The sequence below is a fragment of the Providencia vermicola genome (assembly GCF_020381325.1).
Classification (GTDB): domain Bacteria; phylum Pseudomonadota; class Gammaproteobacteria; order Enterobacterales; family Enterobacteriaceae; genus Providencia; species Providencia vermicola.
The window spans coordinates 47,872-73,793 of the sequence record NZ_JAGSPI010000012.1 but is presented as its reverse complement, the minus strand read 5'-3'; the positions used below and the strand labels follow the sequence as shown (position 1 = coordinate 73,793).

The 25,922-nt window shown below is 38.9% G+C and carries 17 protein-coding genes; 14 read left to right on the top strand and 3 right to left on the bottom strand.

The window, feature by feature from the left end; translation table 11 throughout:
* Positions 1–81 precede the first annotated feature (81 nt).
* The 8 genes from KDJ85_RS17095 (at position 82) to KDJ85_RS17060 (ending at position 10,199) form a co-directional block, all read left to right on the top strand.
* Entirely contained in the window at positions 82–1,083 is a 1,002-nt protein-coding gene (locus KDJ85_RS17095; protein WP_225820675.1) for a hypothetical protein, read from the top strand.
* Positions 1,083–2,228 carry a BamA/TamA family outer membrane protein gene (locus KDJ85_RS17090; RefSeq protein ID WP_225820674.1) on the top strand — a complete coding sequence of 382 codons (1,146 nt, stop codon included), beginning with the start codon at positions 1,083–1,085 and terminating at the stop codon, positions 2,226–2,228. Before KDJ85_RS17095 ends, KDJ85_RS17090 begins: the two co-directional genes overlap by 1 nt.
* Positions 2,228–3,373, top strand: coding sequence for a DUF4056 domain-containing protein (locus tag KDJ85_RS17085; RefSeq protein WP_225820673.1), 1,146 nt, complete (start codon positions 2,228–2,230; stop codon positions 3,371–3,373). Before KDJ85_RS17090 ends, KDJ85_RS17085 begins: the two co-directional genes overlap by 1 nt.
* Positions 3,374–3,863: 490 nt before the next feature.
* Complete coding sequence (locus tag KDJ85_RS17080; RefSeq protein WP_225820672.1) at positions 3,864–4,670, top strand: protein bax; 807 nt, start codon at positions 3,864–3,866, stop codon at positions 4,668–4,670.
* A 448-nt stretch (positions 4,671–5,118) separates the two neighbouring features.
* Positions 5,119–6,537: an MBOAT family O-acyltransferase gene (locus KDJ85_RS17075; RefSeq protein ID WP_225820671.1), complete on the top strand. Its 1,419-nt coding sequence runs from the start codon at positions 5,119–5,121 to the stop codon at positions 6,535–6,537.
* A complete protein-coding gene (locus KDJ85_RS17070) occupies positions 6,524–7,690 on the top strand; it encodes an SGNH/GDSL hydrolase family protein (protein WP_225820670.1) in 1,167 nt (388 codons plus the stop codon). Before KDJ85_RS17075 ends, KDJ85_RS17070 begins: the two co-directional genes overlap by 14 nt.
* On the top strand, positions 7,662–8,888 hold the full coding sequence (locus KDJ85_RS17065; RefSeq protein ID WP_225820669.1) for an SGNH/GDSL hydrolase family protein: 1,227 nt from the start codon (positions 7,662–7,664) through the stop codon (positions 8,886–8,888). Before KDJ85_RS17070 ends, KDJ85_RS17065 begins: the two co-directional genes overlap by 29 nt.
* 492 nt (positions 8,889–9,380) lie before the next feature.
* The gene (locus tag KDJ85_RS17060) at positions 9,381–10,199 is read left to right on the top strand and encodes a helix-turn-helix domain-containing protein (RefSeq protein ID WP_225820668.1); all 819 of its coding nucleotides are present in this window, start codon (positions 9,381–9,383) and stop codon (positions 10,197–10,199) included.
* Between the two features lie 226 nt (positions 10,200–10,425).
* Here KDJ85_RS17060 and KDJ85_RS17055 read toward each other — a convergent pair whose 3' ends face one another.
* Complete coding sequence (locus KDJ85_RS17055; protein WP_225820667.1) at positions 10,426–17,055, bottom strand: Ig-like domain-containing protein; 6,630 nt, start codon at positions 17,053–17,055, stop codon at positions 10,426–10,428.
* Between the two features lie 210 nt (positions 17,056–17,265).
* Between KDJ85_RS17055 and KDJ85_RS17050 the strand changes: the two genes are divergently transcribed.
* The 6 genes from KDJ85_RS17050 (at position 17,266) to KDJ85_RS17025 (ending at position 23,491) form a co-directional block, all read left to right on the top strand.
* The gene (locus KDJ85_RS17050) at positions 17,266–17,724 is read left to right on the top strand and encodes a hypothetical protein (RefSeq protein ID WP_225820666.1); all 459 of its coding nucleotides are present in this window, start codon (positions 17,266–17,268) and stop codon (positions 17,722–17,724) included.
* Position 17,725: 1 nt separating this feature from the next.
* Positions 17,726–18,595: a hypothetical protein gene (locus KDJ85_RS17045; RefSeq protein WP_225820665.1), complete on the top strand. Its 870-nt coding sequence runs from the start codon at positions 17,726–17,728 to the stop codon at positions 18,593–18,595.
* 4 nt (positions 18,596–18,599) lie between these two features.
* Positions 18,600–19,826: a TolC family protein gene (locus KDJ85_RS17040; RefSeq protein WP_225820664.1), complete on the top strand. Its 1,227-nt coding sequence runs from the start codon at positions 18,600–18,602 to the stop codon at positions 19,824–19,826.
* On the top strand, positions 19,807–21,057 hold the full coding sequence (locus KDJ85_RS17035) for a putative HlyD family type I secretion protein (protein ID WP_225820663.1): 1,251 nt from the start codon (positions 19,807–19,809) through the stop codon (positions 21,055–21,057). Before KDJ85_RS17040 ends, KDJ85_RS17035 begins: the two co-directional genes overlap by 20 nt.
* A gap of 3 nt (positions 21,058–21,060) precedes the next feature.
* Complete coding sequence (locus KDJ85_RS17030; protein WP_225820662.1) at positions 21,061–21,519, top strand: hypothetical protein; 459 nt, start codon at positions 21,061–21,063, stop codon at positions 21,517–21,519.
* 571 nt (positions 21,520–22,090) lie between these two features.
* Entirely contained in the window at positions 22,091–23,491 is a 1,401-nt protein-coding gene (locus KDJ85_RS17025; RefSeq protein WP_225820661.1) for an ATP-binding cassette domain-containing protein, read from the top strand.
* A gap of 72 nt (positions 23,492–23,563) precedes the next feature.
* Here KDJ85_RS17025 and gntU read toward each other — a convergent pair whose 3' ends face one another.
* Together gntU and gntK are read right to left on the bottom strand one after the other, a co-directional pair.
* On the bottom strand, positions 23,564–24,919 hold the full coding sequence (gntU, locus tag KDJ85_RS17020) for a gluconate transporter (protein ID WP_225820660.1): 1,356 nt from the start codon (positions 24,917–24,919) through the stop codon (positions 23,564–23,566).
* A complete protein-coding gene (gene gntK / locus KDJ85_RS17015) occupies positions 24,916–25,458 on the bottom strand; it encodes a gluconokinase (RefSeq protein ID WP_225820659.1) in 543 nt (180 codons plus the stop codon). Before gntK ends, gntU begins: the two co-directional genes overlap by 4 nt.
* Positions 25,459–25,922: the final 464 nt, after the last annotated feature.

Sequence of the window (25,922 nt, the reverse complement as noted above, 5' to 3'; positions counted from 1 at the left end):
ATAAAATTCCGACTATTATTGTGAGATTATCAATAAACCGCTTTATCCACTTCATTGTTCCCTAAATATTGAGTTAACTTTATGAGACGCATTCAACTCAGCACTGCGCTGATCCTTTCATCCTTTATAAGCATTTCTACCAGTTTTGCCGACAGTGACCGTCCTTTATTTTCAGTCACCATGAGTGAGTCTGGTGTCCCTCAAAATAATGACCAAGGGGGTATTACTCGTTCTTCTTCCTCAGAGTCACGAGTACTGCCTATTTGGGGGGATGAAGCCCGTGCCAGAGGTTATGACTTACCTGAGCCTTTTGGGGTGAGTTATGGGTATATGAATATGCGTCAAGACATTGTGGTAGATAGAATCGGTTTTATTACCCCAGAAAACCCTGGTTTTTCAGATGCATTACATATTGAAGCTGGCCACACTCGACAAAAAAGTGAAACTCACACATTAAAGCTTGATTCATGGGTGTTCCCATTTCTAAACATCTACGGTTTATATGGCCACACAAAAGGTAAATCGCATACCACACTAAAAGGTGGGAGTATGGACTTTGGCGGTGGTTTTGTTATCCCATTAGATCCTATCCTCAAAGGTGAACCTTTTGATTTAGATTTTAAAGGGAAAACCTACGGTGCTGGTTTTACTTTAGCAGGTGGCTATAACGACTTTTTCACCACGTTAGATTTAAACTATACAAAAACCGATCTTGATATTATTGATGGTGATATTAAAGCTCTCATTATTTCTCCACGAGTTGGTTATACTTTTACTTTCAATCCGCTTATTGAAGGACAAGGAGATACTAAAGTTCAAATATGGACAGGTGCGATGTATCAAGATATCACTCAACGATTTAAAGGTGATATTAGTAAACTTAGCCTACCGGCTAAATTCCAAGGTATTATTGACTCCATGGATGAGCCTGGTATGAAATTCGATGTTAAACAACACCTTGCCCATAAATGGAATAATACGGTTGGAGCACGCGTCGAATTTACACGTAACTTTAACGTTCTCACTGAGTTTGGTTTTAATAATCGCAATACTTTCTTTGTCTCAGGAGAATTTCGTTTTTAATGAAGCGATTGGCTCTTATACAGGGGCTGGCACTCGCTAGCCTTTTTATACTCTTTCCTGCAAAAGCAGATATTTTCCCCGATCGTCCGCAAATCGATGGCTGGCTAAATGAGCTTGGGGGCGAAAACCACTTTGATGAAAGCAAAACGATTGATTGGGGCGTTTTGCCTGGCCCATTTTATACCCCAGAAATGGGCATTGGTATAGGCACCGCACTGGTCGGGCTATATCGAGTAGACAAAGACGATAAAACAACACAACCTTCTTCCATTGGGCTCAGTGGCTTTGCCTCCTCCACAGGGGCTTTTGGTTTAAATTTCACCAATTATAATTTTCTCGATAATGACCAGTGGCGGTTATTTGTCTCTGGTACAATAAACAACGTGCCAACCTATTATTGGGGGAAAGGCTACGCGGCGGGGAAAAATGACCATAATAAAGAAAAGTATCATTCTCAAGAATTTCAAATTACCCCAAGAGCACTTTATAAACTAACGGATGCTACCTATGTTGGCCTTGGCTGGAATTTCTCATCTATCAATGCCAGTGATCCTGATGATGGTGCAAAAACCTATTTTGCAAAATCCGTGGGGGGACGGTCAGTCTTAAATTCAGGGATCAGCGCTTACTATAGTTTTGATACCCGTGATTTTTTACCCAACGCACATAAAGGCCAAACTTTTGAGGTGACTTATACTTATTTTGCACCAAGTCTCGGTAGCGATACGCGTTTTCAAACCACACAATTTCAATATGCCTACTATTATGAGCTAACGCCAAACACCGTTGTTGCCCTTGATAACTATGCTCGTTTTGCGACAGGGAATGTACCATGGAATCAACTGTCCCTATTAGGTAATGGCAACCGCATGCGTGGTTATTACGAAGGGCGTTATCGCGATAACAATATATTCACTAGCCAAATAGAAGTGCGGCAGAAGCTGGATTGGCGCCATGGTATTGTCGGTTGGTTAGGCACAGGGACGATGAGTGATGCATCATCGGACTTAGGTAAAGGGCACTGGCTACCAACGGTTGGTGTAGGTTATCGATTTGAATTTAAACCCAGAATGAATGTGCGTTTAGATTTTGGCATGGGCCGTAACAGCTCTGGGGTTTATTTTCAGGTAGGAGAGGCATTTTAATGGGTAAGTTGTTGACAGCACTAAGTTTTACACTATTTTTAGCCGCTTGCCAAAGCCGTGAGCCATTTGAGCTTCCCACCGTAAAACCTGTGTTAACCACATATTCATTCGAAGAAGCACCTCAAGCCTGGCCTGTGGTAACGTCATTGTCTCCTCCACAAGGCTTACGCGCCTGCTGCGCTTTCGGCTATAACCTACAAGCGGAACTGTGGGGGTTCCCTGTCCCATTTTATACTATCGATAATATTGTCGAAGCCGATAAACTTGGCGAACACCATTATAATGATAGCTTTTTGGGTGCATCTGCAGCATTGATGGGGCTGAGCAATGAGAAAATTGGCTTACTCTATACTGAGCAAGGCGGGTTTATTGATATCTCCCATGTTAGGGATACCGCAGATTATACATTCTATTTGTTCAGCCAAATTTATTCGCGCCTTGGTGAAGCATGGTCACTAACACTCAGTGACGAACTTGCGGGCCGGCAAATCCATTTTAGTGCTTTCACACCGCCGCAATCCCTTGAACAACGCTATACCCTCAGCGCTTATCTTGCCGCGAAGCTTGCTTTTCAGCTAGCGGCTTGGCATGAAATCGCGCAATGGTATGGTTATCAATCTGTCCCGGGTTTTTCTGAGGGTATTTCTGCATTTTCACCAGAAGATCTTTACTCGAATCTCCTCGGAGCACGCCTTGCGATGACTTTAATTCTACAGGGACGCGCAGCTTCTTTACCAATTTACTCACAATCAATGGAAGATATCTTACCGTTAGCCCTTGAGCAATTAAGCAATACGGATAAAAAAACGACCCAGAAGATGTTTGATAGTGTAGATGGCTTATGGTGGAACAGTTACCGACGCGTACCTGAAAAATTTCTTGTTTTAACAAGGGACTACGAAACAGGTGATAGCCGTTTTCCTTTACTTCCCATGCAAGTGGTACCCACGCAACGCCTAATGTTAACCTTACCAAACCAATACCATCAGTATGATTTATCCTTACTGGCACAACTACGCTTGCTCCCCACAAAACATATGGCGAATTTGCCCATTCCTATTCAGTATTGGACTAAAAACGATTTTTCTTGGTTAGCTGAAGAAGCAAAAAAACAGGATTTACAGCAACAAATATTGCAACCTTAAAACTGTTTTTTCCACGATTTTAACGCACCAATTTTCCAATTTTATTCTGATTACTTGATAAGCAAAAAAGTAACTTTTTTGTGTTTTTTTTCGTTATCGAGCGCTATTTTTATTTAACTTAGTTCGCCATGGCCATATCTAAGAAAAGGATTAGTTTCTCATTTTGGTCAATAAATAGCCCACCAACAGCCTACTTATTGACCAAAATATCCATATAATAACCAAGTGAACTGTTCATTTTTTATTCAAATTTAGCTTAAGTTAACTAGGTGGAGAGTGAAATAATGAAGCTTTATTTATGAATAACAATAAGTGAATATACCAAAAATGACTTAATTCCTGTTTAAAAACATGTAAATCACAAAAATATAAAAAACACAATAAAATTATACAGCAATTTTGCTAATGTCAGCCTGATAAATGTAGCTCGTGAAAAATTATTCTGCTACTATTCGCTCGAATTTTGTTCAGAGAAACTTAGGAGAAGCAAATGCCCTCTCGAACGATGAGGACAAAAGCCGTCTTCGCTTTCTTATTTTTATTATTATTTTCGAGCTTAAGTCTCGGCTCCACCAGTACCAGCAAAATGCTCAGTAAAGACTACTCAAGTAGTACTGTGCAAAATGTCAGTCAGGCTAAAACCTCACTGCCTGATTTGCGAAAATATCCCTCTGGTACGCCACGAAAGAAAGCATTTTTGAAAACGGTTGTCCCTGTAATTGAAAAAGTGAACAAGCAAATTTTGGAAGAACGTAATTGGTTGTTATCCGTTCGTGCAAATAAGAAGTGGAGCGCTCAAGAACTGCGCCGTCTTAGCCAAATTTGTGATAGCTATGGTGTGAAGTGTAGTAACCCAAAACGCGTTAACTGGGACAAACTACTTAGTCGTGTTGACATCATGCCGACGCACTTAGTTGCAACACAAGCAGCAACAGAGTCTGGTTGGGGTACATCACAACTCGCTCAACAAAATGGTAATTTATTTGGTATGCGCTGCGGTAGCGGCTGTAAGACCAACAAAGGTAAGATTAAAGGTTATTCAACCTACTCAACCGTAGAAGAAACAGTAACCGCCTATATGAAAAATATGAATACCCACAATGCTTATGAGTCTCTACGTACATCGCGAGCTAAGCAACGTTTATCAAAAGATGAGTTAGATACCAATAAACTTATCAACGATATGAAAGGGTACTCCGAGTTAGGTTCATCCTATAACCGCTATCTACAAGAGATGTACGCGAGTAACGAAGAATTGATTACACAAGCTCAAAAAAGAGCATCCACTCGCATCTAAATTTTTGTATCACCAGGTACAAGACATAAAAAATCCACTTTGCTAAGTGGATTTTTTTTATTCTTTTTGAGCCGCGTGTATGTAATTTTTTCAGATCTCAAGGGTTGCTCTAATCAAGAGCTGCTCTAAATAATTTGAACTACAGGTAGGCGCCGAGTAAAGATATCCTAGGGAGCATACATAAGTATGTGACTAGGGTAGCTGAACGCAACCAACAAAGTCACCGTTTGTACTAAAACGCGCAATTGCTCTAAATAGTTAAAGTGGTGGCAAGGCGGTAAGAGAAGATATCCCTAGGAGCATACATAGGTATGTGATTAGGGTAGCTGAACGCAACCAACAAAGTCACCGCTTTAACTATGACGAGCAATATTCTGATTGCATAGAACCAGATAATAAATATCATAGGCTATCTTCTACCAAAATAATTAACATCTTTGAGTCTAATATGAATTTCTTCTCGTTTGAGTTTCTTGGCTCTTTTTTAATTTTTTTTCTTATTTATTGGGGCTGTCAGCCCAGTGCAAAACTACAAAATGGGCTCTTAATTACTGCTAGCTATTTTTTTGTTTATTCTTTTAGTCCTGACTTTGCTTATATTTTATTTGGCTATACCCTTTTTATCTACTTATTAACTAATTGGGTAACGAACTGGCTCTCCAATCGTTGGGTTTATGTCATTCTCGCTACAGGTATTATTGGGTGTTTTACGTATTTTAAATATTATTCATTTTTTCAAGAAAGCATCCAACAAACATTAGATAAATTCGGTTTTAGCGTTGGGCTGCCTATTTTAGAAATACTGGCGCCGTTGGGGCTTTCTTTCTATGCCTTTCATTCCGTCAGCTATACGGTTTCAGTTTGTCGAAAAGAGATTCAAAAAGCCGATTTTTTTGATGTGACACTATACCTTGCATTTTTTCCAAGCATCGTTGCAGGCCCGATTAACCGCGCGAAAAACTTTCTTCCGCAGATCCAAGCTGAAACTCGCACAATTCTAGATAGCCGTAAAGCCATTCTCTTAATTTCATTAGCGTTGGTAAAACTTTTCTTATTTAGTTCTTATTTATCTGAAAACTATGTTAACCCTATTTTTGATGCGCCAGTTGGTTATAGCGCAGGAGAGATCCTTATAGCCACCTACGCTTACGCTTGGAATATCTATTTTAACTTTTCAGGTTATACCAACCTTGTCACTGGGATTGCCTTATTATTAGGTTTCAGAGTTCCTGTTAACTTTAATGCACCTTATTTAGCCGCTAATTTAAAAGAGTTTTGGGCTCGTTGGCATATCAGTTTATCCACCTTCATTCGCGATTATATTTATATCCCCCTTGGTGGGAACCGCAAAGGTTTCAGCCGAATGAATACTAACGTCTTCCTTGCAATGGTCATTTCAGGGCTCTGGCATGGCGCAGCAATGACATTTGTCGTATGGGGTGCAATTCATGGCTTAGGGATTGTATTACTCAACCTTAAGACTTTATGCATGGAAAAGTTAGGGTGGACAAAAGTCATTCCTAACAAAACGCTATCCACTTGGGTTTCGCGGATTATTACGTTCCATTTTGTCTGCTTTGCGTGGATTTTTTTCCGCAGTCAATCCTTTGATGACGCAATATTAATGTTCAACCAAATCATTGCACCAGGCTTTATTGCTTCTATTCAAGCCAGCCTTGGTTTGTTAATTGCGTTCTGGGTCTTGTTAATTGCTTATCCTTATTTTGTGCAAGGCTACCATGTTGTCGCGAAACATTATCAAAGCGTGCCTTGGTATTATTACCCTATTCCCCTTGCCATTATTTTAACGATTATGTTTATGCTTTCGCCTTCAGGAATGCCGGGGTTCATTTATGCTAACTTCTGAGTTTAAAAAGACCCTCGTTAAAATGGTTCAGGTGCTGTTAATTGTCTTAGTAGCTGGTTTACTCTTAATTTGGTTAAACCAAGGCTCTCTAGAGCGTTTCTGGCAGCAAAAATACCACCAAGATACCCCATGGGCGAAAATGGCAGGTAATCCTGTCTGGGATTATGGGGCTTATTTGCATGACGGCGCATTAGAAGCGGGTTCCACATTTACTTATCATGCATCAGGGCAAAAAGCCCAAGAAGAGAAAGAAGCCGCGCAGCTCGCATTGGAAAACCAAGGCAAAAAATTGGCCTTCCCAACAGATTTCCAGGTGGGTCTGCACTTTCTTCATGGTTACACTTACCCTGCGGAAAGCTTGTCTGTGACTTTCCCTGAACTACTGAAGCGCCCGCAAGCCAGAGAAAAAACAAAAGGGGTTAATTTTAGCGGCTTGGCTATCAAAAAGAATCAGCCGATTGTTGCCAAACACATCGCCAATATCGAAAAAGATCAGAAGGTGTTATTTGCTGGTGATTCGATGATGCAAGGCGTTGCTCCCCATGTAAAAAATATGCTGTTGAAAAAGTATAATATCGATAGCATTAATTTAAGTAAGCAGAGTACTGGGCTCGCTTATCCACGCTTTTTCAACTGGCCACAGACTATTGCTAAGGCTTTGAATGACAATCCAAATATTAAAGTATTAGTGGTATTTTTAGGGCCTAATGACCCTTGGGATATGCCGCCACAAACAGGTTATAAATACGTCAAATTTAAGAGTGAAGATTGGGAAAATGTTTACCGTGAGCGGATTAGTGATATAATATCCACCGCCCGCCAGCACAATGTTGATGTTATTTGGGTTGGCCCCCCTAATATGCGTAAAAATACGCTATCTGATGGTATGAAATTCTTACGAAGCCTCTACCAATCTGAAGTCGAGAGCAACGGTGAAATCTACTTCTCCGTCAATGATGTCTTTAAATATAAAGGCGATACCTACTCTGACTATATCGGCGATGAAAGCAGCACAATTAAATTACGAAGTGGTGATGGCATTCATTTCAGCGGAAAAGGCCAACAGCTCATCGCGGAAAAAGTGTTTTCTCTGATCCACCTCGTAGAGGAAGAAAAGGAACCTCATGAAACTGAACAACCTGCGTCAAGCTAAGTCCAAAATTTTGGCTGGTAGCGTTATTGCGCTGCTGTCATTAGGCTTATTGTCTTGCCAGAACACATCAGACAAAACGCGCACACCGAGTTCGACGAAAGGTCAGAACGCGGTTGAGCGTGGGCAACTCGTCAATAACGCAGAACCAAACCTGCGTCAATTTGCCAATAAATTGCACCAAGGCAACCAGCAAGTGCATATTGTCCAAATTGGTGACTCTCATACTGCCGCTGATTTTTTCAGTGGCAATCTGAGAACGTTATTTCAGCAACGCTACGGTGATGCAGGCCCCGGTTTTATCCCGCCAATTTCAGTACCGGGTCAACGCACTGCAACCATCAACCGCATGAGCGAAAAAAAAGAATGGTCGCTATCTTCAAGCCGTAAAGATGAACGCTTTGATTACCCACTAGGGGGCTTTATTGCAGAGCCCCAAGCAGTGAACAGTAATGTATTGTTAAAACCATTACAGCCCGCACTAGGGGCTTATCAGTTACAGGCGCTATATCAAGGTTCAAATGATTCACAAATGCGTGTATCCCCCGCAGTTTCCCCAAATGTGGCATTACCTGCAACAGGGAACCAATGGCGCTTCTCAACGCCAGTAAATACCCAGTTACCTGCGCAGGTTTCCGTGAGCAAAGATAACAACCTCAAAATTGGCGGTTGGTTAGTGCGCTCCACAAAACCAGGCGTGATGGTGTCTGCACTGGGAATTAACGGCGCGACATTAACAATGGTCGATAAATGGCAGCCTCAGTGGAGCGAAACGTTAGCGCAGATGTCCCCTGACATGATCATTTTGGCTTACGGTACCAACGAAGCGTTTAACGATACATTAGATTTGGCCGCTTATGAGCAAAATTTGCGGGCGAAAATACGCTTAATCCGCCAGCAAATGCCAAATAGTGTAATTCTATTGGTTGGCCCGAATGATTCACTAAAATTTAGTCAGGCGGCGAGTTGCCAAGCACAAATGCCTGTGAATTTAATGAGTGTGATTCAAATTCAAAAAACCGTCGCTGCGCAAGAAAACACGCTGTTTTGGGACTGGCAAGCATTTATGGGCGGCCCATGCTCAATTCGTACGTGGGCAGCGCAAGATTTAGCGCGACCAGATAACGTGCATTTGTCAGTCGAAGGCTACAAGAAGAGTGCTCAGGGCTTATACAGCCAGTTAAACCAAATATTGAATTAGTAGATTACTCAACAAACAACAAGGCAGAGGCATTTTCAACGTCCTCTGCCTTTGTATTCATCACTACGATATTTTTCTATTTTCGCTCTTCATCCTACTCTATCTTGTTTGTTACTTATCTGTTTATTGACATCAAAGTCTCAATTCCAACATTTCAATAGAAATAATTATTAAAATAAAAAAACAATGAATTAACTAAGTAACATTCTGAATAACACTGACTAACTATGAATTGTTTTTTCTTCTTAAGAAACATAAAAAATCATGGCCATTAGCTAAATCAATCTACCGCGCATGAAACTAGTATCCCCTGCATCCTTTTCAGTGAATGACATCAGTTTACTAAATAAGGAAAAAGCAACACACCATTATTCAGTTCAATAAACTTCAAGGTTTGCTATTAACAATATGAAAGCCGTGAACAGTTCTTTGACACAACCCGAATAGTTTTACAGTGATCATCGTAGGTAATATTTTAGTTAGGTTTAAAAAATGTCGACTAATTTTTGTGTAAAAACGTTTCATACCTATATTGGAACCTTATCAAGTACAATAAAAAACAGCTTTTATCTGACTCAGTCCCTGCTATTTAAAATTAGCTCAGGGGAAATTGAAATGCGGATAGAAGAAGGGCCATGGCAAAAACTAACAACCTCAGATATCTGCTTTCTTCCTAAAGGAGCATCAATTGAGATAATTAATCTTGATAGTCATAATCCACTAACTGTAGATGTGCTTCCTGTAACCACAGATATGCTGAAATGCTTTTATCAACAACATGCTGCACTATTTATCGATAAAAAAATAGTGCCTTCGATACGCCATATTTGTAGTACTAGTTTGCAAGAAAATCCAATTATTGAAGATGTATTTAACTCTGTAATAAAAGCAGTTAATTCATCTACCAATCATAATGTTATTCATATTCATTTAAGTTTTATTTTGTCATTTTTTTTATTCGTGAACGAATTTATATCTACACTGTGTGCATCAATAAATATCCAAACAAAAGACAAAGTATATGACTTAATTTTTCACAGTATAGGGAAACAATGCCACACTCTAGATACTGTTGCGAAAAAACTTCATATGAGTCCTTCAACCCTTAAACGGCGTCTTAGTAATGAATGTACTAATTTTTCTAAGATTAGCTTAATGTCTCGAATGAACAAAGCAATGATATTATCTATAACAGAGAGTATACCCATGGCTCGTATTGCACATGAAGTAGGCTATGACGATGTGCCTTACTTTCTGCTCACATTTAAAAGTTTTCATGCTCAATCAAACAATTCCCATCTTTGCCTATAAAAGGCACTCTCGCCAATATAAGGAGGGTGGGTAAGCACTACTCCTCCACGGAAATCTGGCTTCTGAGCAGTTAGACAGTCATCCACGAATAGGGATTTCCCCTCCAGAATCACGAAATTCAAAAGTGAGGAAGGATATGAATCTTTGTCTTAATTTATGACTATCCCTTTAATATTCTTCAATAAGAATTCGAGCCTTACCTATCCATGGTATGGCTCTGATTTAACTAGAAATAGTGATTATCCACTTCTATTTGCATCATTGTGCTATCTATCTGGGGAATATCAACATGGGTAGCTACTGTGTTATCTATTGGTGCAAGAGTAACAGTTGCATCAGGTAACTCCGTATAGACAGTCATCTTACCTTTAAACTGCGCCTGATTTTTCGCTTTATCATATACATTGATTTCATAATCATACGCCCCATCTGCTAATGGGCTCCCCACCGAAATACTCCACTCGCCTTGTTCATTCGCTTTTTGTTCATAGGTCTGATTATTAATTGTTAACAATACTTTACTATCAGGCTCAGTTGTCCCGCTGAACTTTGGCGTATTAATATTGGTTATCTCATCGCCTTTTTCACTGGTGGCGGATATTGTCTCTAAATGAGCAGCAAGCTCTGGGGCTTTGGTATCAATAATCACCGTTCCTGTTTCCTGTGCCTGATTGCCTGCGTTATCACTGACATTTATTTTATAATCATATGCACCATCTGCTAATGGGCTCCCCACCGAAATACTCCACTCGCCTTGTTCATTCGCTTTTTGTTCATAGGTCTGATTATTAATTGTTAACAATACTTTACTATCAGGCTCAGTTGTCCCGCTGAACTTTGGCGTATTAATATTGGTTATCTCATCGCCTTTTTCACTGGTGGCGGATATTGTCTCTAAATGAGCAGCAAGCTCTGGGGCTTTGGTATCAACTGTAATTTTTCCGGTTAAATTACCTGCCCCTAGGTTCCCCGCAGAGTCGGTTACCCTTATATGATAATCATGTGTACCATCTATTAGTGGTTCTGTTAACGTAAAACTCCATTCCCCCTGTTTATCAGCAAGAATATTCGTGTAGATATGTTGACCAACTGTAATTTCCAAATAAGCGCCGGGCTCGGCAATTCCTGCAAAAATTGGCTTCGTCTTACTGGTTAAAATATCCTGTTTTTTAGTGGTAGAGTCCGTGGGATCCACCCCCCCCCCCATAAGATAGTCAGGCGCTAATGTATCAATCATCAATTGCCCAGAAACTTGGCCTTGAATACCCTGAATATGATCAATCGCATAAATGACATACTCATGAAGACCGTCACCCAATTCAGTGTCTACCTGAATAGTCCACTCTCCTTTCTCATTGGCGGTAGTTTCAAAAGTTGATGCCGTTTTATTATCAAACACTAAACGAATTATCGCATTTGGTTCAGTCATTCCACTAAATATAGGCTTGTTTACATTGGTACAGTTATCGCCCTGAATACCTGAGTCTAAATTTGGCTCTAATTCTCCGCTCACTGAGGCTACTGTTTTGACAATAAAGTTACCAGAGACTTCGCTCTGGTTTACTTGCCCAAGCACATCCTTTGCTTTTATTTCATAGGTATGCATACCATCAGTAAGCGCCTCGCTATCAGACAATTTAATCTGCCATTTACCTTCTAAATCAGCGACTGTCTGATAAACATTCCCACTTATTATCAAATATACATCTGCATTTGCTTTCGTTATTCCGCTGAATGTGGGTTGGTTAATATTCAATACATGGCTGCCGCTCAGTACATCATCCATTGATCCCGTTAAATTGGGAGGGGTAACGTCATACACTAAACGAAAATCGAATTGTGTTTCACGATTCGCTAAATCTGTTGCGGTTACCGACAAAGGAATGCTTTCACCATCCTTGATGCCAATCGGAACGATGTTATCTGGTAATTTTACTTGCCAAACGCCTTGATTGTTCGCCTTTACCGTACCAAGCGTTTTTCCATTAACGTCTTTTATGGTTATCAACCCCGCGGCACTTGTCGTACCGGTGAGTCTTAAGTCATTCTGGTTAAAGAGTAATGTGCCATCTTTTTTAGTGATTAATTGCTTGTCATTCACGCCAAACTCAATGCTTGGGGACGTCTTATTATCCATATCACTAAGCACTTTAATCATCACTTCATGTTCGGTTTTATTACCTGCGATATCAAATGCAGTTATTTTTGCTACATGCTCGCCATTGGGTAATGCCAGTTCATTAGCAAAAACAGTTTTAGAGCCATCATATTTAGTTTGTTGTTTATTATGTTGAACCGTTTTCCCATTTACACTTATCAGGTAATAATCCATATTTCCATTGTAAGTGAAAATCAGTTTAGGGTTGGTGACATTGGCCACTAACGTCCCCGAGTGAACCTGTGTCTCACTAATATGAAAATCATTAAATGTTGACGCCTTCGTAAGAACATTCAGTGTTGTTTGCCCAACTGAAACAGTACCATCATCTTGGATAAAGCTAATATGATAGGCGCCATCCCCTTTAATAGGCACTTCAAAACGCCACTCCCCCTTCTCATTTGCTTGGATAGAATAATTCTTACCATTGACTTTCGCTGAAATTGAGCCGCCAGGCGTTATTTTACCTTTGTAAGCCGGATTTTTATGGTTAGTATAATGGTTACCGATTTGACCTGAGTCGGTGTCTGGGTCAAGGTAAAAATTAAAGTCGGTGATCCGTACAGAAGAAGAAAATGTCCTTACTGAGCCATAAACATCTGTAAATTTGAGGGTATAGGGGACTTCTCCTAGTGGCAATTGAACATCATCAGGGACTTTAAAATTCCATGAACTTCTGCTTTTCCCAAAACCGACTGAATAACTTTTCCCGCCAATAAAAATAATTCCTTTAAGCTCATCCCTATCTGATGATCCTGAAATCATTCCCTGTAATTTTGGCGAACGGCTAGAGCTCAATGAGTTATTAGCGTCCCCTGTGCTACTCGACTCTGCTGCAACTTCAAATGTCACATTTAAAACATTATCCTTTATTTGAATGCCTTTTTTCTCAATAACCCTTTCCGCCATCAACCCAGCAGGGGACGTGGCGATTAACGATATATTATCAAGATCATAACGACGGTCTGATTTAAGAAGGCCTGATGGCAAGCTAAATCGCCAATGACCATCTTTATCAATGTCTGAAATAGAAAAAATATGCTCATCTTTCTTATTCAGTCTAAATTTAAATTTTAAACTTGAACCTGGGGTTACTTTTCCTTGAAACGTCGCCATCAAATGATTAGTCGATTTCTCTCCATAAAATTTACCTGTACTCCAAGGGGAAATTAAAGCAGCATCGCTGATCTCCGGTTTATTCGCATTAACCGTCAGTGTGTCTATTTTTTCAAATTGGTTATCTGCTGCATCCGTAACCGTGATTTGATAATCACCAATAAAATTTTTCGGTAGCTCATTAAGAAGCGTTAAGCTCCAAATACCATTACTATCGGTCATCGTTGAAACCGACTCACCATTTAATTGCAATGTCACTTCACACCCCGGCTCACCTTTACCTGTAAATACCGGCCTGCGATGCGTAGTAATAAAGTTTCCTTTCGTTCCCGTATCAGTTTCTGCGCTTAATTCCACTGTAGATACAGGCGCTGTAGCATCAATAAAAATACTGCCTGAAATATCGGTCTGTTTTCCATTCGCCGGATGCTCTGCTGTCACTGTGTACTGGCAATTTCCTTCCGGCTGTTCTTTCGCTTGGATTTCCCAACGCCCAGTGACTGTATCTGCCACTGTAGTGAAACTTTCATGGCCCATTGTTAACGTAATTTTAGCGCCTGCTGTAGCGCCTCCGGTAAATTTAGGTGCTTTAATATGGGTGATGTAATCACCTTTCTTTCCACTATCACAAGCCGCATCTAATGCGACAAACAGAGTCGGAGGTGAAGCCTCACCCGTCCCTGCCGATGAGGGGAAATATGAGAAACTTTGAGTGAGGATCTTTTGGTTACCGGCGGCATCTTCTGCCGTGATCTGGTAGTGATTATTCTTACCTACATCTGCATCTACATCAAAAATCAGAGACCATTTTCCTTGGCTATCAGCATAAACGGTTTTAATCTGCCCTTTAAACTCAGCGGTAATTTTACTTTCAGGATCCGATGTACCGCTAATTTGCGGGCGTTTTAAATTCGTAGCCAAAGCATTCGAATTTTCCTGACTCGCGGGATCTAACCGAGCGGTCAACATGATCGTGCCATCAACCGTAAACTTCCCATTAAACGCCCCGATATTCCCGACATTATCAGTGACCTTCACGTGGTAATCATAATCGCCGTCTTTATCCACCGAAGGCAATACCGCTTGCCACTGGCCATCATTATCCGCGATTACACTCAGCGCTTTCCCTGCAAATTGGATCTCAACTGTTGATTGCGGCTTGGTGCTCCCGCCCAGTGTCACCGCTTTTTGTTGGGTGATATTATCCCCTCGGATCCCCGAATCGCTGTTTTCAACCAGTTCCGCTTGCGCTGAAGGGGGTGCGGTATCCAGCCATACCGTTTCGCTAATTTTTTCGCTATTTCCTGCAATATCCGTGATGAGTACTTTAAGCGGATGATTTCCTGGCGTGAGCGGTGAAGTTACTCTAATTGACCAAGCGCCTTGGTCATCAGCCACCGTTGAGTAGCTTTCTCCCCCGAGCGAAAGCTGTATCTTCCCATGGGGCTCTGACTGCCCTGATAACGTCGGGGTCTGCTGGTTAGTGATAAAATTAGGTTGGCCATTGAGCTGCAAAGTTGTCGACTGCAATATGGTTTTTATCTGTACAGATTCAGTGGCCGTGTGAATATTACCCGCCACGTCTGTCGCAGTAACTTCATAATCATATTGACCATCAACTAACGCTTTTTGAACCACCACAGACCAGTTCCCATGACTGTCCGCTATCGTATTCAGTTGTTGTTCCCCTAGAGTCAACTCAATGCGACTGCCAGCTTCCGCTTTCCCAACAAAGTGTGGGCGAGTGTCTTTGGTGATGTTATCCCCAACCTTGCCACTGTCAGAGAGGGGATCTAGCTGTACAGATAGGTGGTCAACCTGAGTATCAACCGTAAACTGTCCATTAAACTCTCCGATATTCCCCACATTATCAGTGACCTTTATGTGGTAATCATAATCGCCGTCTTTATCCACCGAAGGCAATGCCGCTTGCCACTGGCCATCATTATCCGCTGTCACACTCAGCGCTTTCCCTGCAAATTGGATCACGACTGTCGATAGTGGCTTTGTACTCCCTGCCAGCGTCACCGCTTTTTGTTGAGTGATATTATCCCCTCGGATCCCCGAGTCACTGCTCTCAACCAATTCTGCTTGCGCTGAAGGGGGCGCAGTATCTACCAACAGATTCTGTACGAATACGCCTTGATTCCCCACAATATCTATTGCTTTGATATTCAATACGTAGGAGCCATCTTCTAAATTATCGCTTATGGTGAGTGACCAATTACCCTGTTCATTGGCTTGGGTAACATACTCTTTTTCTGCCACTTTAACGATGATATTGGCACTAGGATCTGTTTTTCCAGTAAGGGTTGGCGCCGTATTATTGGTTAAAAAACCAATAATACTTTCAAGTTTGGCACTTGCATCTGGCTTTGATGTTTTGATGGTTACTGTTTCCGTAACCATTTTATGATTACCAGCCACGTCTTCAGCTGTAACTTGATAGGTGAATAGTCCATCCGGTAACGGCTTTTCAACCGTTGTTTGCCATCTTCCTTGTTCATCCGCAACGGTTGATAATGTTTGGCCTGCAATAGTCAGCTTTATCGTGCTACCTGCTTCCGCTTTCCCTGAAAAAGTGGGGACCGGCTTATTCGTTAGCTTGTCTACCGTGACGCCTATATCCGAGTGCATAGCAAGCCCAACAGACAAAATATCAAGCTTGGTATCTACAGTCAGTTGCCCACTGACTGTAACTGTCTTTTCTCCACCCGATGATGCTGTTAATACATATTCATATACGTCATCTTTTAATGGCTCTGTAATTTCTAATGTCCACTTCCCATCTTTATCTGCTCTAATAAGGTATTTTTTATTATCAATAGTTAGATAAGCTTGGCTATCAGGAGAGACAACGCCAGTGAATATCGGCGTGTTGATATTCGTAACGTTATCGCCATTTTTTCCTGAATCAAATTCTTCGCTTAATTTTCCCTGGATAAAAGCGGGTATTTTGGGCTTGATTATTTGTGGGGCAATTGAAGTCTTATTAGCAGGCAGGCTAGGTGATGATGAACTCGTTGGTGTCGCAGCAACTGCTGGAGGCGATGAGAAGGCTAAATCACTCCCTTCTACCTGTGCATTTGCCGCTTTTTCTTTTTGATTTAGCTGTTTCTTCGCTTCAGTGAGTTTAGTTAATGATGAACTTAATAACACCTCTTTTTCAGAAGATAGGTTTTTCAGCGTTTGTTCTAATTGCTGATTTTTTTGATTTAATTCTGCCAACTTTTTACTGAAGCTTTCTTCGTCATCTTGTTGAACATCACCTTCTGTATACTCACGCTTATTTTTTGAGTCTTGAGGATCAGAATACTCAACGATATCACTCGTTAATTGTTCTTTAATATAAACAGTATCAGCACCAATATTTAATTTTATGGATGATAATATTTCATCTTGAGAAAGGACAGTTCCTTGCCCTGTTGATAACGTCATATTCCCTAAAATAATTTCGGATAAGCCATCCTTAATAGTTTCAACCGAACCATCAAGCTTAGTTATAATTAAATCAAGCCCTTGAACTTTAAACGTTTGGATTTCTATGTTTTCTAATTTATCTGTGATAGTTGTATCTTTCATGTTCTATATCATTATATAAATAAATGGAGTACCCAGCTAATATTTAAGCTGCCGTTAATGAAAATGATTATATCCTTTTAATTAGAAATAAAACGTCATTTAATACAATTTGACCTAACACTCTTTTTTTTTGAACCAAAACTCCAGTGAGTTCATTTTAATAGTAACTATAATACATTTCCAAATTAACAAACTCATATCTAAAATGAAATGATAGAAGAAGATGAAAATAACTCTGAAGAAGAGCTAGCCCCAATGGTTGATGGACTGAGTGGAACACTATGTATCATCATTTTAGTTTCTATGGTTTTCATTTTTAGTGGTATGAAGACCGCTGAAACTTATATTAATTATAGAGAGCTCAATTTTGAAAAAAAACAAATAGACTTACCTAACAAGCGTCTTTACTTTAAAGGCGGAATTCATTTATCAAACGATGAAATATCTTTACTAAAAGAAGAAACAACTAAAGTTAACAGTAATAAAATAATCATTAGTGGCTATGTAAATAATAAAATTAGCCATAGTAAAGAAAAAAACACCTACAATCTTCTTTACATTTCATCAACACTTAAAAATCTGGGTATTAATAAAGAAATTGTTCTAAAACAAGGAACAAGTGAATACTGCCCAGGCTGGAACTCATGCATTTATTGGGATTATAAATAACATGTATTATATTGGATTGTTTTTCTACGCCGCGACCTTTCTTGCTTGCTTTTTGTTACAAGCTGTACGTGAAATGGTTCAACAATGTCTATTACTTGCACCTGAAATCAGTTATACCATGATTGGTATTTATATTTACCCTTTAATCATATTCCTATTTCATCGGCTATTTAATAAAAATAAGCAAAGTAACTATTTGTTATTGTCAAACCAAACAAAGTTATCTGCATCGGTTACTGTGTCCCTTGGGCTAATAGGAACCTTTATTGGATTAACAGGAATGATCACGGCTATTTCAGCATCTCTTGGTGGAGATGGGGATATCGCAGAGAAAATGAATGCGATGATTTCATCTATCTCAATGGCACTAAACTCAATGTCATTTGCATTTTTAACGTCTATCCTTGGCGTTTCTATTTCAGTTCTATTGCTAGTAAGCTTGAATTTTTTCAATTTTTTCTACCAAAAAGAAAATAATAAAGTCAGAGAAAAATCATCAAAAAATCACTCTAGTGACCTCAAAATCATTCAAGAAAGACTCGATACATTAACCGCTGTCAATATCGACATAGCGCAAAAAATGCTTGTCACTACTGAAAGCAATCAGCTTGCGACTGAAATTTCTGCGCATCTTTTAACATTATCCACGGTGTCACAAGAAAACTTGGTAGTTTTACAATCAATAAAAGAGACTAATAACGACTGGAAAATAAAATTAGCTGACTATTTATTAGAAGAAAAAGAAGATAGAAAAACTGAAAATAATAAAATATCTGAAGAAGTGTTGAAAATTGGCCGAACTACACAATGGCTTAAAGAAAAAATGACTGAAAACAGAAAAAAATTATTAACACTATTATCAATGGAGTAAATACATGCGTCTTTTCACCTTAGGATTATTATTAGTATTATTATCACCGACTTATAGTTCAGCGAATAAAGGAATGGAGAGTTTCCAATCCTTTATCAGTCGAGTATTAGATAACTCTAATCCAGTTCAAATAAAGGCATTAGAGCTAGAAGCTGAAAATATCAGAGCAAAGCAGACAGATTATTATTACCTGCCAAAGGTATCAACGTCAGGAAAAATAAAAAGCCATGATGGTAGTACCAACAGTAATGTTACTGTAAGTTCATTAATCTATGATACAACGTTAAGCCATCGATTTAACGAAAAAGATTTAAAATTACAAATTTCTGCTCTTTCACTAAACAAAGAAAAAGAAGAACTTTATACTGCTGCAACAGGTAACTTAATTGGTATTTATTACCTCAATGAGCTAACAGAAACGACAGCCGATTTAAATAACAACGCTAAAAATATTTTCAAGCTCATTACTCAACGCTATAACAGCGGCATAGCTAAACACAGTGATGTTGAGCAAGCCTCTTTATTGATGCAACGGATTGAAACAGAGTTGCAAAATATAGAAAAAGAAATTGAACAATACAAATCAAATATTGAGCTTCTATCAGGTATCACCTTTCCAGCCAAAGGTGTGCAGGTTCCAAAAAACTTACTCAAAAAACTACACAAAACCATTATTGACGGTGAGAATGCACAGGAAAATAGTGAATATAATTTGTTACGCATGCAAGCTGATGTGATGAAAGAAAATGCTTATCAGCAAAACTCTTTCTTAAATATTAATGTCGTTGCCGAAGAACGTTTTGTTGGACAAGTTAGAAGCCGTAATGAGTCTTATATGGGAATGGAAGTTAAATTAAACATATTTGACCTTGATAAAATACTGAATGAAAAATCTCAGATGAAATTGTATCAAGCAGCAAAAGGAAAAGCGGATTACAAATATAAAGAATCAATAGCTAAAATTAAAAATTTAAAATTAATTGCTAACTCAAATGCCAATGAACTCTCAGGACTACAAGAACAACGTAGAACCATGCGTTCAATAATTAAAAGCCAGCAACGGGAATATGAAATATCACAGTCTTCTTTCTATGAAATGGTGAACACACTGTTTGATATTTTAACAATAGAAAGACGTATTGCAGAATTAATGATTGCAGATACAAAAAACAAGTTGGAATATATACAATTAACAGGGAAGTTAGCTGAAATTGAAACGTTATCTAAATAAACTAAATCAACTTCCTAAAAAATCAAAAATATTACTAGGTATCACACTCTTATTTTTCGCTTATACCTTATTAGCTAAAATAGAAATATCCACTCCTGGTGAAGGCGTTATCTCAGGGGGCTCGAACAGACTGGAAATAGTAAGCCCAGCCTCTGGGTTTATTAATCAATTTGCTATCAAAACTGGCGACAAAGTCCAAAAAGAGCAAATTTTATTTTCCTATACCAATTTAGATGTCTTTCATCAGGAAAAAACTTTAACTAATCTAGTATCATTTGCTAATGAACGTATTGATGAACTAGAGGAGAATAAAAAACTATTAAATAGGATCCTTGATGGAAGTATAAAGACAGAGTCTGAATATTTTTTCTTTGCAAAGGGCTTACAGAGTAAAACTTTAAGCGCCTATAGAGAGTTATATGGCCATATTCTTTTAAATATGGAGATAAATGATTTACGAAATAAATATATTTCGCAAATTAAAGAATCTAGTGAACTAGAAAATCAAATTAAAATCCTGAGAAAAAAAGACTCATTATTAAAAAATGCAAGAGCACCAGAAATTGAAAAACTCAGTAATAATGCCGAAATCAGCCGTACTACCGCACTGATGATGTCAGGAGAATTAAATTCTCAAGGTTTATTGCGAGAGATCTCTCTAATCGAAAAAAAATATACCGCACGGCTTATTGGTGAAATTCAAGAAAATGAAACCCTACTAAATAAGATAAAAAAAGAGAAATTAGAAAACAGTGGGCAAATGGAGCTACTACGCAACAAAATAAGAGCGAATAGTGTACTCTCCCCAGCGGATGGCGTTGTATTAAGCATCGAAAAAGATTTAGAAAAAGGCTCTTATGTTGAAGCATCAAATTTAGTGATGGTGATTAAAAAACAGCAAGACACAAGAGTCATTGAAGGTAAAATATTAGCGAAGTATCGCCCCTTTATTACATCACAGCTACCTGCAAAAATTGTGGTGAACTCCCCCGGATTTAAAAAAATTATTCGAGGTAAGGTCACTAAAATCAGTGCTGACTCCTTTAGTGATAGAGAACGAGCTAATCAAGAACGCTATTATTCAATACAAATTACACCTGAACAACATACTGAAATTCTTCCTGAACACGATGGTTTACCTGTTCTGATATACATTTCCAGTAAAGAAATTTCTGTTCTCAATTATTTAACCGCACTAATTAGCGATAACATTATATTTAACGTTTGGTGACTTATGTTAGGTTTTATTTCTGCATTATCTGCTGCCGTAGCAACAATGACATTACTTATGGCTGTGCTCCTAGCAAATGTGTTATCGAGTACCATGGACGCCGAAAAAAATAAAGATAAAGCCATCTTAGCAGGGGTTGATAACAACGAAGCTAGCTCCTCTTCATCTACCAATAATGATGATAGTAATACCTCGAAAAATGGCAATAACATTCTAAAGTCATTAATGTTTAGCCATGATACTTTTAAATTAATTGATAATAAAAAAATTAAATCCATTGATGTTTATTGCACCTATGGAAATAACATATCTTTTGATACAGCAATGACTTATACCATTTATAACACTGTATTAGTCAAAAAAAGCATACCAAATGTACACGTTAAAGCCTTAAAACCTATTGAAGATAATCAAAAGGTTAATGCTTGCTTCCTGAAGAGTGAAGAAAATGAAAGAACGTAGTTTCCATGATATCATTAGCCAATACTTTAAAATATTAGGGGAGCCATTCACGCCCCCAGCACTCTCATATGATAATAAATATATACTAGATAATATAAATGAATTTATTGATAACGATTTTTTTAGTTACCAATATACCGCCATCTCTGATTTAAATGAAAAAAACCTTCCTTTTCTCTTTATTATGGAGGTAACAGACGGGAAATATATTATTATTAAAAATCATAAAGGTCAGCTAACCAATCTAACAACTGACACAGTGATCACAAGCCAACTCATTGAAAGTAAAAATTTATTTTCCTTTACCGAAAGGGAAAATACACTCAACGAAGATAGCATATATAAGTCTCTAATTAATTTAACACCAAAGAGCAGCTTGTTTTCACTGCCGCTCATTGCCTTTGCACTATTATTACCCTTATATTCCAACCTTTTTAACTCCAGACTAGTTTACGGCGAATCAATAAGCTCACTGTTATATATTAGTTTCATTTTTATTGTAGTTATTGGATTAGAGTTTTTCATTAAACACATTATTCATGAGAAAAGTATAAAAAAAATAAAACTCAACATGGGTATTTTTAACCGTTACTTTGTTCATTTGTTAAAACAATCCAGTTGCAAAAGTGCCTCCATCAAAGTAAGAACAGCAGAATCTTCAATTCTACAGGTATGGGAAATTAAACCACAAATTATCTATGATATTGGGTTAGCGATTTTATTTTCATTCTGCATTATGGCAATGTTAGGCTTTTACTCATTATTGCTATTGAGCTATTACGCTGGGCTTATTTTTTTATGCCTGCATGTCCGTTTCCTTTCCTACAAGAACATGCTTCGCGCTAATACCTTAAACTATGAAAAATCAGCCATGTACTATTCGTTAGAACAAAAAAAACATGAGCTTTCTTTTGCCAGAGATAACCATTTTAAGCAATACATTAGTATAAAAACCAATGAAGATGAGAAATTAAAACTAAAACTCAATGAAGCCAATCACCATTGGATGGAAATCATCAAAGTAAATACGTTTTTATCCATGATCGTCATGTATGTTGCTTGTTATTTGGCTATTGCTGAAGGAAGTTTAAGTTTGGCGTCCATTATTGCCGTAATGATTATTAATGGTCGGCTTTCTGGCGCAATTACAGGGGCAATTAACCGCGTGTTTATGGTGAAAACACATCTATTTCATATCAAGTCCAGTATTGAACAATTAAAAAACAATCCGCTTATCCATTTCAAAACAGATGGTATAACAGCGGATTCGATTACGCATTTTACTGCAAAAAATCTCAGTATAAACATTAACGGTAAAAACATTATTAATCAGTTCAATATTAAAGCAAAGCCAGGCGATGTTATTGGTATTACAGGTGCTTCAGGAGTAGGAAAGACATCACTAATGAAAGCATTATGTGGAACCTCTGAATTCTCATCAGGGGATATCGCGATCAATGGCATTTGTATTGATGAAATTTCCCAATGCTTTTTAACAGAAAAAATCACTTACCATAATGGGAATTCATCATTCATTCATGGCAGCATTCGTGACAATTTTAATTTCTACGGTGTATTTGATAACCATATGATTGTTCGCCTTACCAAACTATGTTGTCCAACCTTACTGATAAGTAAAGAAACATTAGATGATACACTCGTCACTGATATTGCAGCCTCGACAGGGGAGAAACAAAAATTACAGCTCGCTCTTACACTGATGAAACAACCTGAAATGATATTATTAGACGAATCAACATCATTTATGGCTACCTCTGACGCGCTCTCATTTCTACAATCAATGAAACAAGAGTTTGAATTAAATAAATCAATTATTTTCTTGTCTACTCATGATTTAGGGTTAACCCCATTTTTTACAAAGCACATTGCGTTATCGTCGGGTCATGCTAAACACATAAATACCCCACAACATCACAATGAAATTATTATTCCTAAAATTAGCTTAAACTAATCAACAAAATGCCCACTTTACTGTGGGCATTTTGTTGAGTTTTACATGAATAATTTAATTTGACGAGTAGCATTACAAGAACATAAAGAACACCATACCGACAATTGCCCCTGTTGTCCCGAGGATAGTTTCCATTACCGTCCACGTTTTCAGGGTTTGTGCTTCTGTTGCGCCCGTAAATTTACCGAACAACCAGAAACCAGAGTCATTCACATGACTTAAAATTAATGAACCACCTGAAATACAGATTGCGAGTGCGGCTAACTGCGCACCAGAGTAACCGAGTTCGCTGATAACAGGTAACACTAAACCAACCGTTGTTAAACAAGCTACAGTTGCTGAGCCTTGGATCACACGTACGGCTCCCGCAAGTACGAAACACGCAACGGCAATCGGTAAACCTGCACCAATTAAAGAATCACCTAGCGCAGGGCCAACACCAGAATCCACCAGAATTTGTTTAAATACCCCACCAGCACCCGTTACCAGTAAGATAATCCCTGCGGGTTGAATCGCAGCCGAACAAATTTCCATCACTTTTTCTTTGTTTAAGCCATAACGGAAGCCTAAACCATAGATTGCCAGTAAACAGGCTAACAATAATGCAGTAAAAGGGTGCCCAATAAATTCTAGCCAATGTTCAAGCGGGGTTCCTTTCTCAACTAAGTGTGTTCCAATCGTTTTTAAACCCACCAACACTAATGGAAACAGCACTAAACATAAGCTGAATCCAAAACTTGGCATTTTGCCGTGCTCTGTTTTAGGTGCTTGGTAATCTGCAGGGATATCAATATGAACAAACTTACTGATAAAGCTACCGAATAATGGGCCAGCTAAAATCATACTTGGAATAGCAGCACATAAACCGATTAAAATCATCCAGCCGTAATCGGCCCCCATTTGTGACGCAACGAGCATTGGCGTTGGCCCTGGCAGTAAAAAGGCCGCCGCAGCTGCGACCCCTGCAAATAGTGGGATTGCCAAACGAACAACGTTATGACCTGTACGGTTAGCAACAGCAAAAACCACACCAATCAATAAAACAATTGCCACATCAAAAAACAGAGGTAAAGCACAAATTAGCCCTGCAATTCCCACGGCATAGTGCGCACGTTTTTCACCAAACAGGTTAAGTAATTTATTCGCCACTTGGTCTAATGCACCTGTTTCATGCAAAATCTTACCAAACATTGCACCGAGTGCGACCACGATTGCCAAGAACCCTAATGTTCCCGCCATCCCTTTTTGCATGGTTTCCGTGATTTGCTGCACAGGCATCCCTGAAAATAGCCCTGCACCTATGGAAACAATCATCAACGCGACGAAAGCATGCAAGCGCGCGTACATCACTAAAAATAGCAGCAGAACAACGGAGCCCACTGCGGTGAGCACTAACGTGAGCGTGCTGAGCGTTTCAACGGTATTCATACTTTATCTCCTGCGACAATCTGTGTAATCGTTGAGCAGGTATTACCGATGACGTCTTCAAGAGGCTGGCGAATATCAACCGCATGCACATCAGTTTCTGCTTCATTTGGTTCTTCTAAAGTAGCAAATTGCGTTTTGAGCATTTCTGGCTTGAAAAAATGCCCTTTACGCGCTTTGAGTCGTTCTTCAATAACGTTAGCATCGCCTTTTAAATAGATAAAAAATAAGTTTTTATTACCTTCTCTTAAAATATCACGATAGGCTTTCTTCAGTGCAGAACACACCACTAACGAAATCGTATTCGTTCTTTGCATAGCAAAAATGGCTTGGTTCAGCGCCACCAACCAAGGCTGACGATCCTCATCATTTAGAGCATGCCCTGATGCCATTTTTAAAATATTTGATTTAGGGTGCAAAAAGTCACCATCAAGAAAAGCGGCTTGTAATTGCTGTGCCACCCCATTAGCGACCGCTGATTTACCACTACCCGATACCCCCATTAGGACAAATGTGTAGTTTTGTTTTTGGGTATCACTCATAGGAAACTCCTCAGGCTTTATTGTTGTTCTATTCTTTTCATCATCCAGTAATATGTTACCGGTAACTTTGTTACGGGTAACATATTATCAGTACGGATTTATTGCAATCAAATTGGCGAATAAGAGAACAGATCTGTGATGTTAATCTCAATCTGACTTTAGTGAGGATAGGTGAAGAAAAAAGTAAAGATAACAATATTGAAACTAAAAAATATATTTAATTTTATTTTCAATTAGTTCACTACTACTTTTAGTATTCCTCTAAATAATTCGTGGGGTCGCTAGGCGGCAATCGAGCCAAACCCTAGGAGCATATATCAGTATGTGACTAGGGTAGGTGAGTGCAGCCAACAACGCGACAGCGCGAAGTATAACGGGGAAATTCCCCTAAATAATTCGGACTATAGGTAGGCGGCAAGTGAGGATATCTTGGGGAGCATACATCAGTATGTGACTAGGGTTGG

Excerpts from the sequence above, each read along its gene's own strand:
- KDJ85_RS17065 (WP_225820669.1), top strand. The coding sequence starts at position 7,662 with ATGAAACTGAACAACCTGCGTCAAGCTAAGTCCAAAATTTTGGCTGGT.
- KDJ85_RS17050 (WP_225820666.1), top strand. The coding sequence starts at position 17,266 with ATGATAGAAGAAGATGAAAATAACTCTGAAGAAGAGCTAGCCCCAATG.
- KDJ85_RS17025 (WP_225820661.1), top strand. The coding sequence starts at position 22,091 with ATGGGTATTTTTAACCGTTACTTTGTTCATTTGTTAAAACAATCCAGT.
- KDJ85_RS17045 (WP_225820665.1), top strand. The coding sequence starts at position 17,726 with ATGTATTATATTGGATTGTTTTTCTACGCCGCGACCTTTCTTGCTTGC.
- gntK (WP_225820659.1), bottom strand. The coding sequence starts at position 25,458 with ATGAGTGATACCCAAAAACAAAACTACACATTTGTCCTAATGGGGGTA.
- KDJ85_RS17060 (WP_225820668.1), top strand. The coding sequence starts at position 9,381 with ATGTCGACTAATTTTTGTGTAAAAACGTTTCATACCTATATTGGAACC.
- KDJ85_RS17075 (WP_225820671.1), top strand. The coding sequence starts at position 5,119 with ATGAATTTCTTCTCGTTTGAGTTTCTTGGCTCTTTTTTAATTTTTTTT.
- KDJ85_RS17070 (WP_225820670.1), top strand. The coding sequence starts at position 6,524 with ATGCTAACTTCTGAGTTTAAAAAGACCCTCGTTAAAATGGTTCAGGTG.
- gntU (WP_225820660.1), bottom strand. The coding sequence starts at position 24,919 with ATGAATACCGTTGAAACGCTCAGCACGCTCACGTTAGTGCTCACCGCA.
- KDJ85_RS17030 (WP_225820662.1), top strand. The coding sequence starts at position 21,061 with ATGTTAGGTTTTATTTCTGCATTATCTGCTGCCGTAGCAACAATGACA.
- KDJ85_RS17090 (WP_225820674.1), top strand. The coding sequence starts at position 1,083 with ATGAAGCGATTGGCTCTTATACAGGGGCTGGCACTCGCTAGCCTTTTT.
- KDJ85_RS17080 (WP_225820672.1), top strand. The coding sequence starts at position 3,864 with ATGCCCTCTCGAACGATGAGGACAAAAGCCGTCTTCGCTTTCTTATTT.
- KDJ85_RS17055 (WP_225820667.1), bottom strand. The coding sequence starts at position 17,055 with ATGAAAGATACAACTATCACAGATAAATTAGAAAACATAGAAATCCAA.
- KDJ85_RS17095 (WP_225820675.1), top strand. The coding sequence starts at position 82 with ATGAGACGCATTCAACTCAGCACTGCGCTGATCCTTTCATCCTTTATA.
- KDJ85_RS17040 (WP_225820664.1), top strand. The coding sequence starts at position 18,600 with ATGCGTCTTTTCACCTTAGGATTATTATTAGTATTATTATCACCGACT.
- KDJ85_RS17085 (WP_225820673.1), top strand. The coding sequence starts at position 2,228 with ATGGGTAAGTTGTTGACAGCACTAAGTTTTACACTATTTTTAGCCGCT.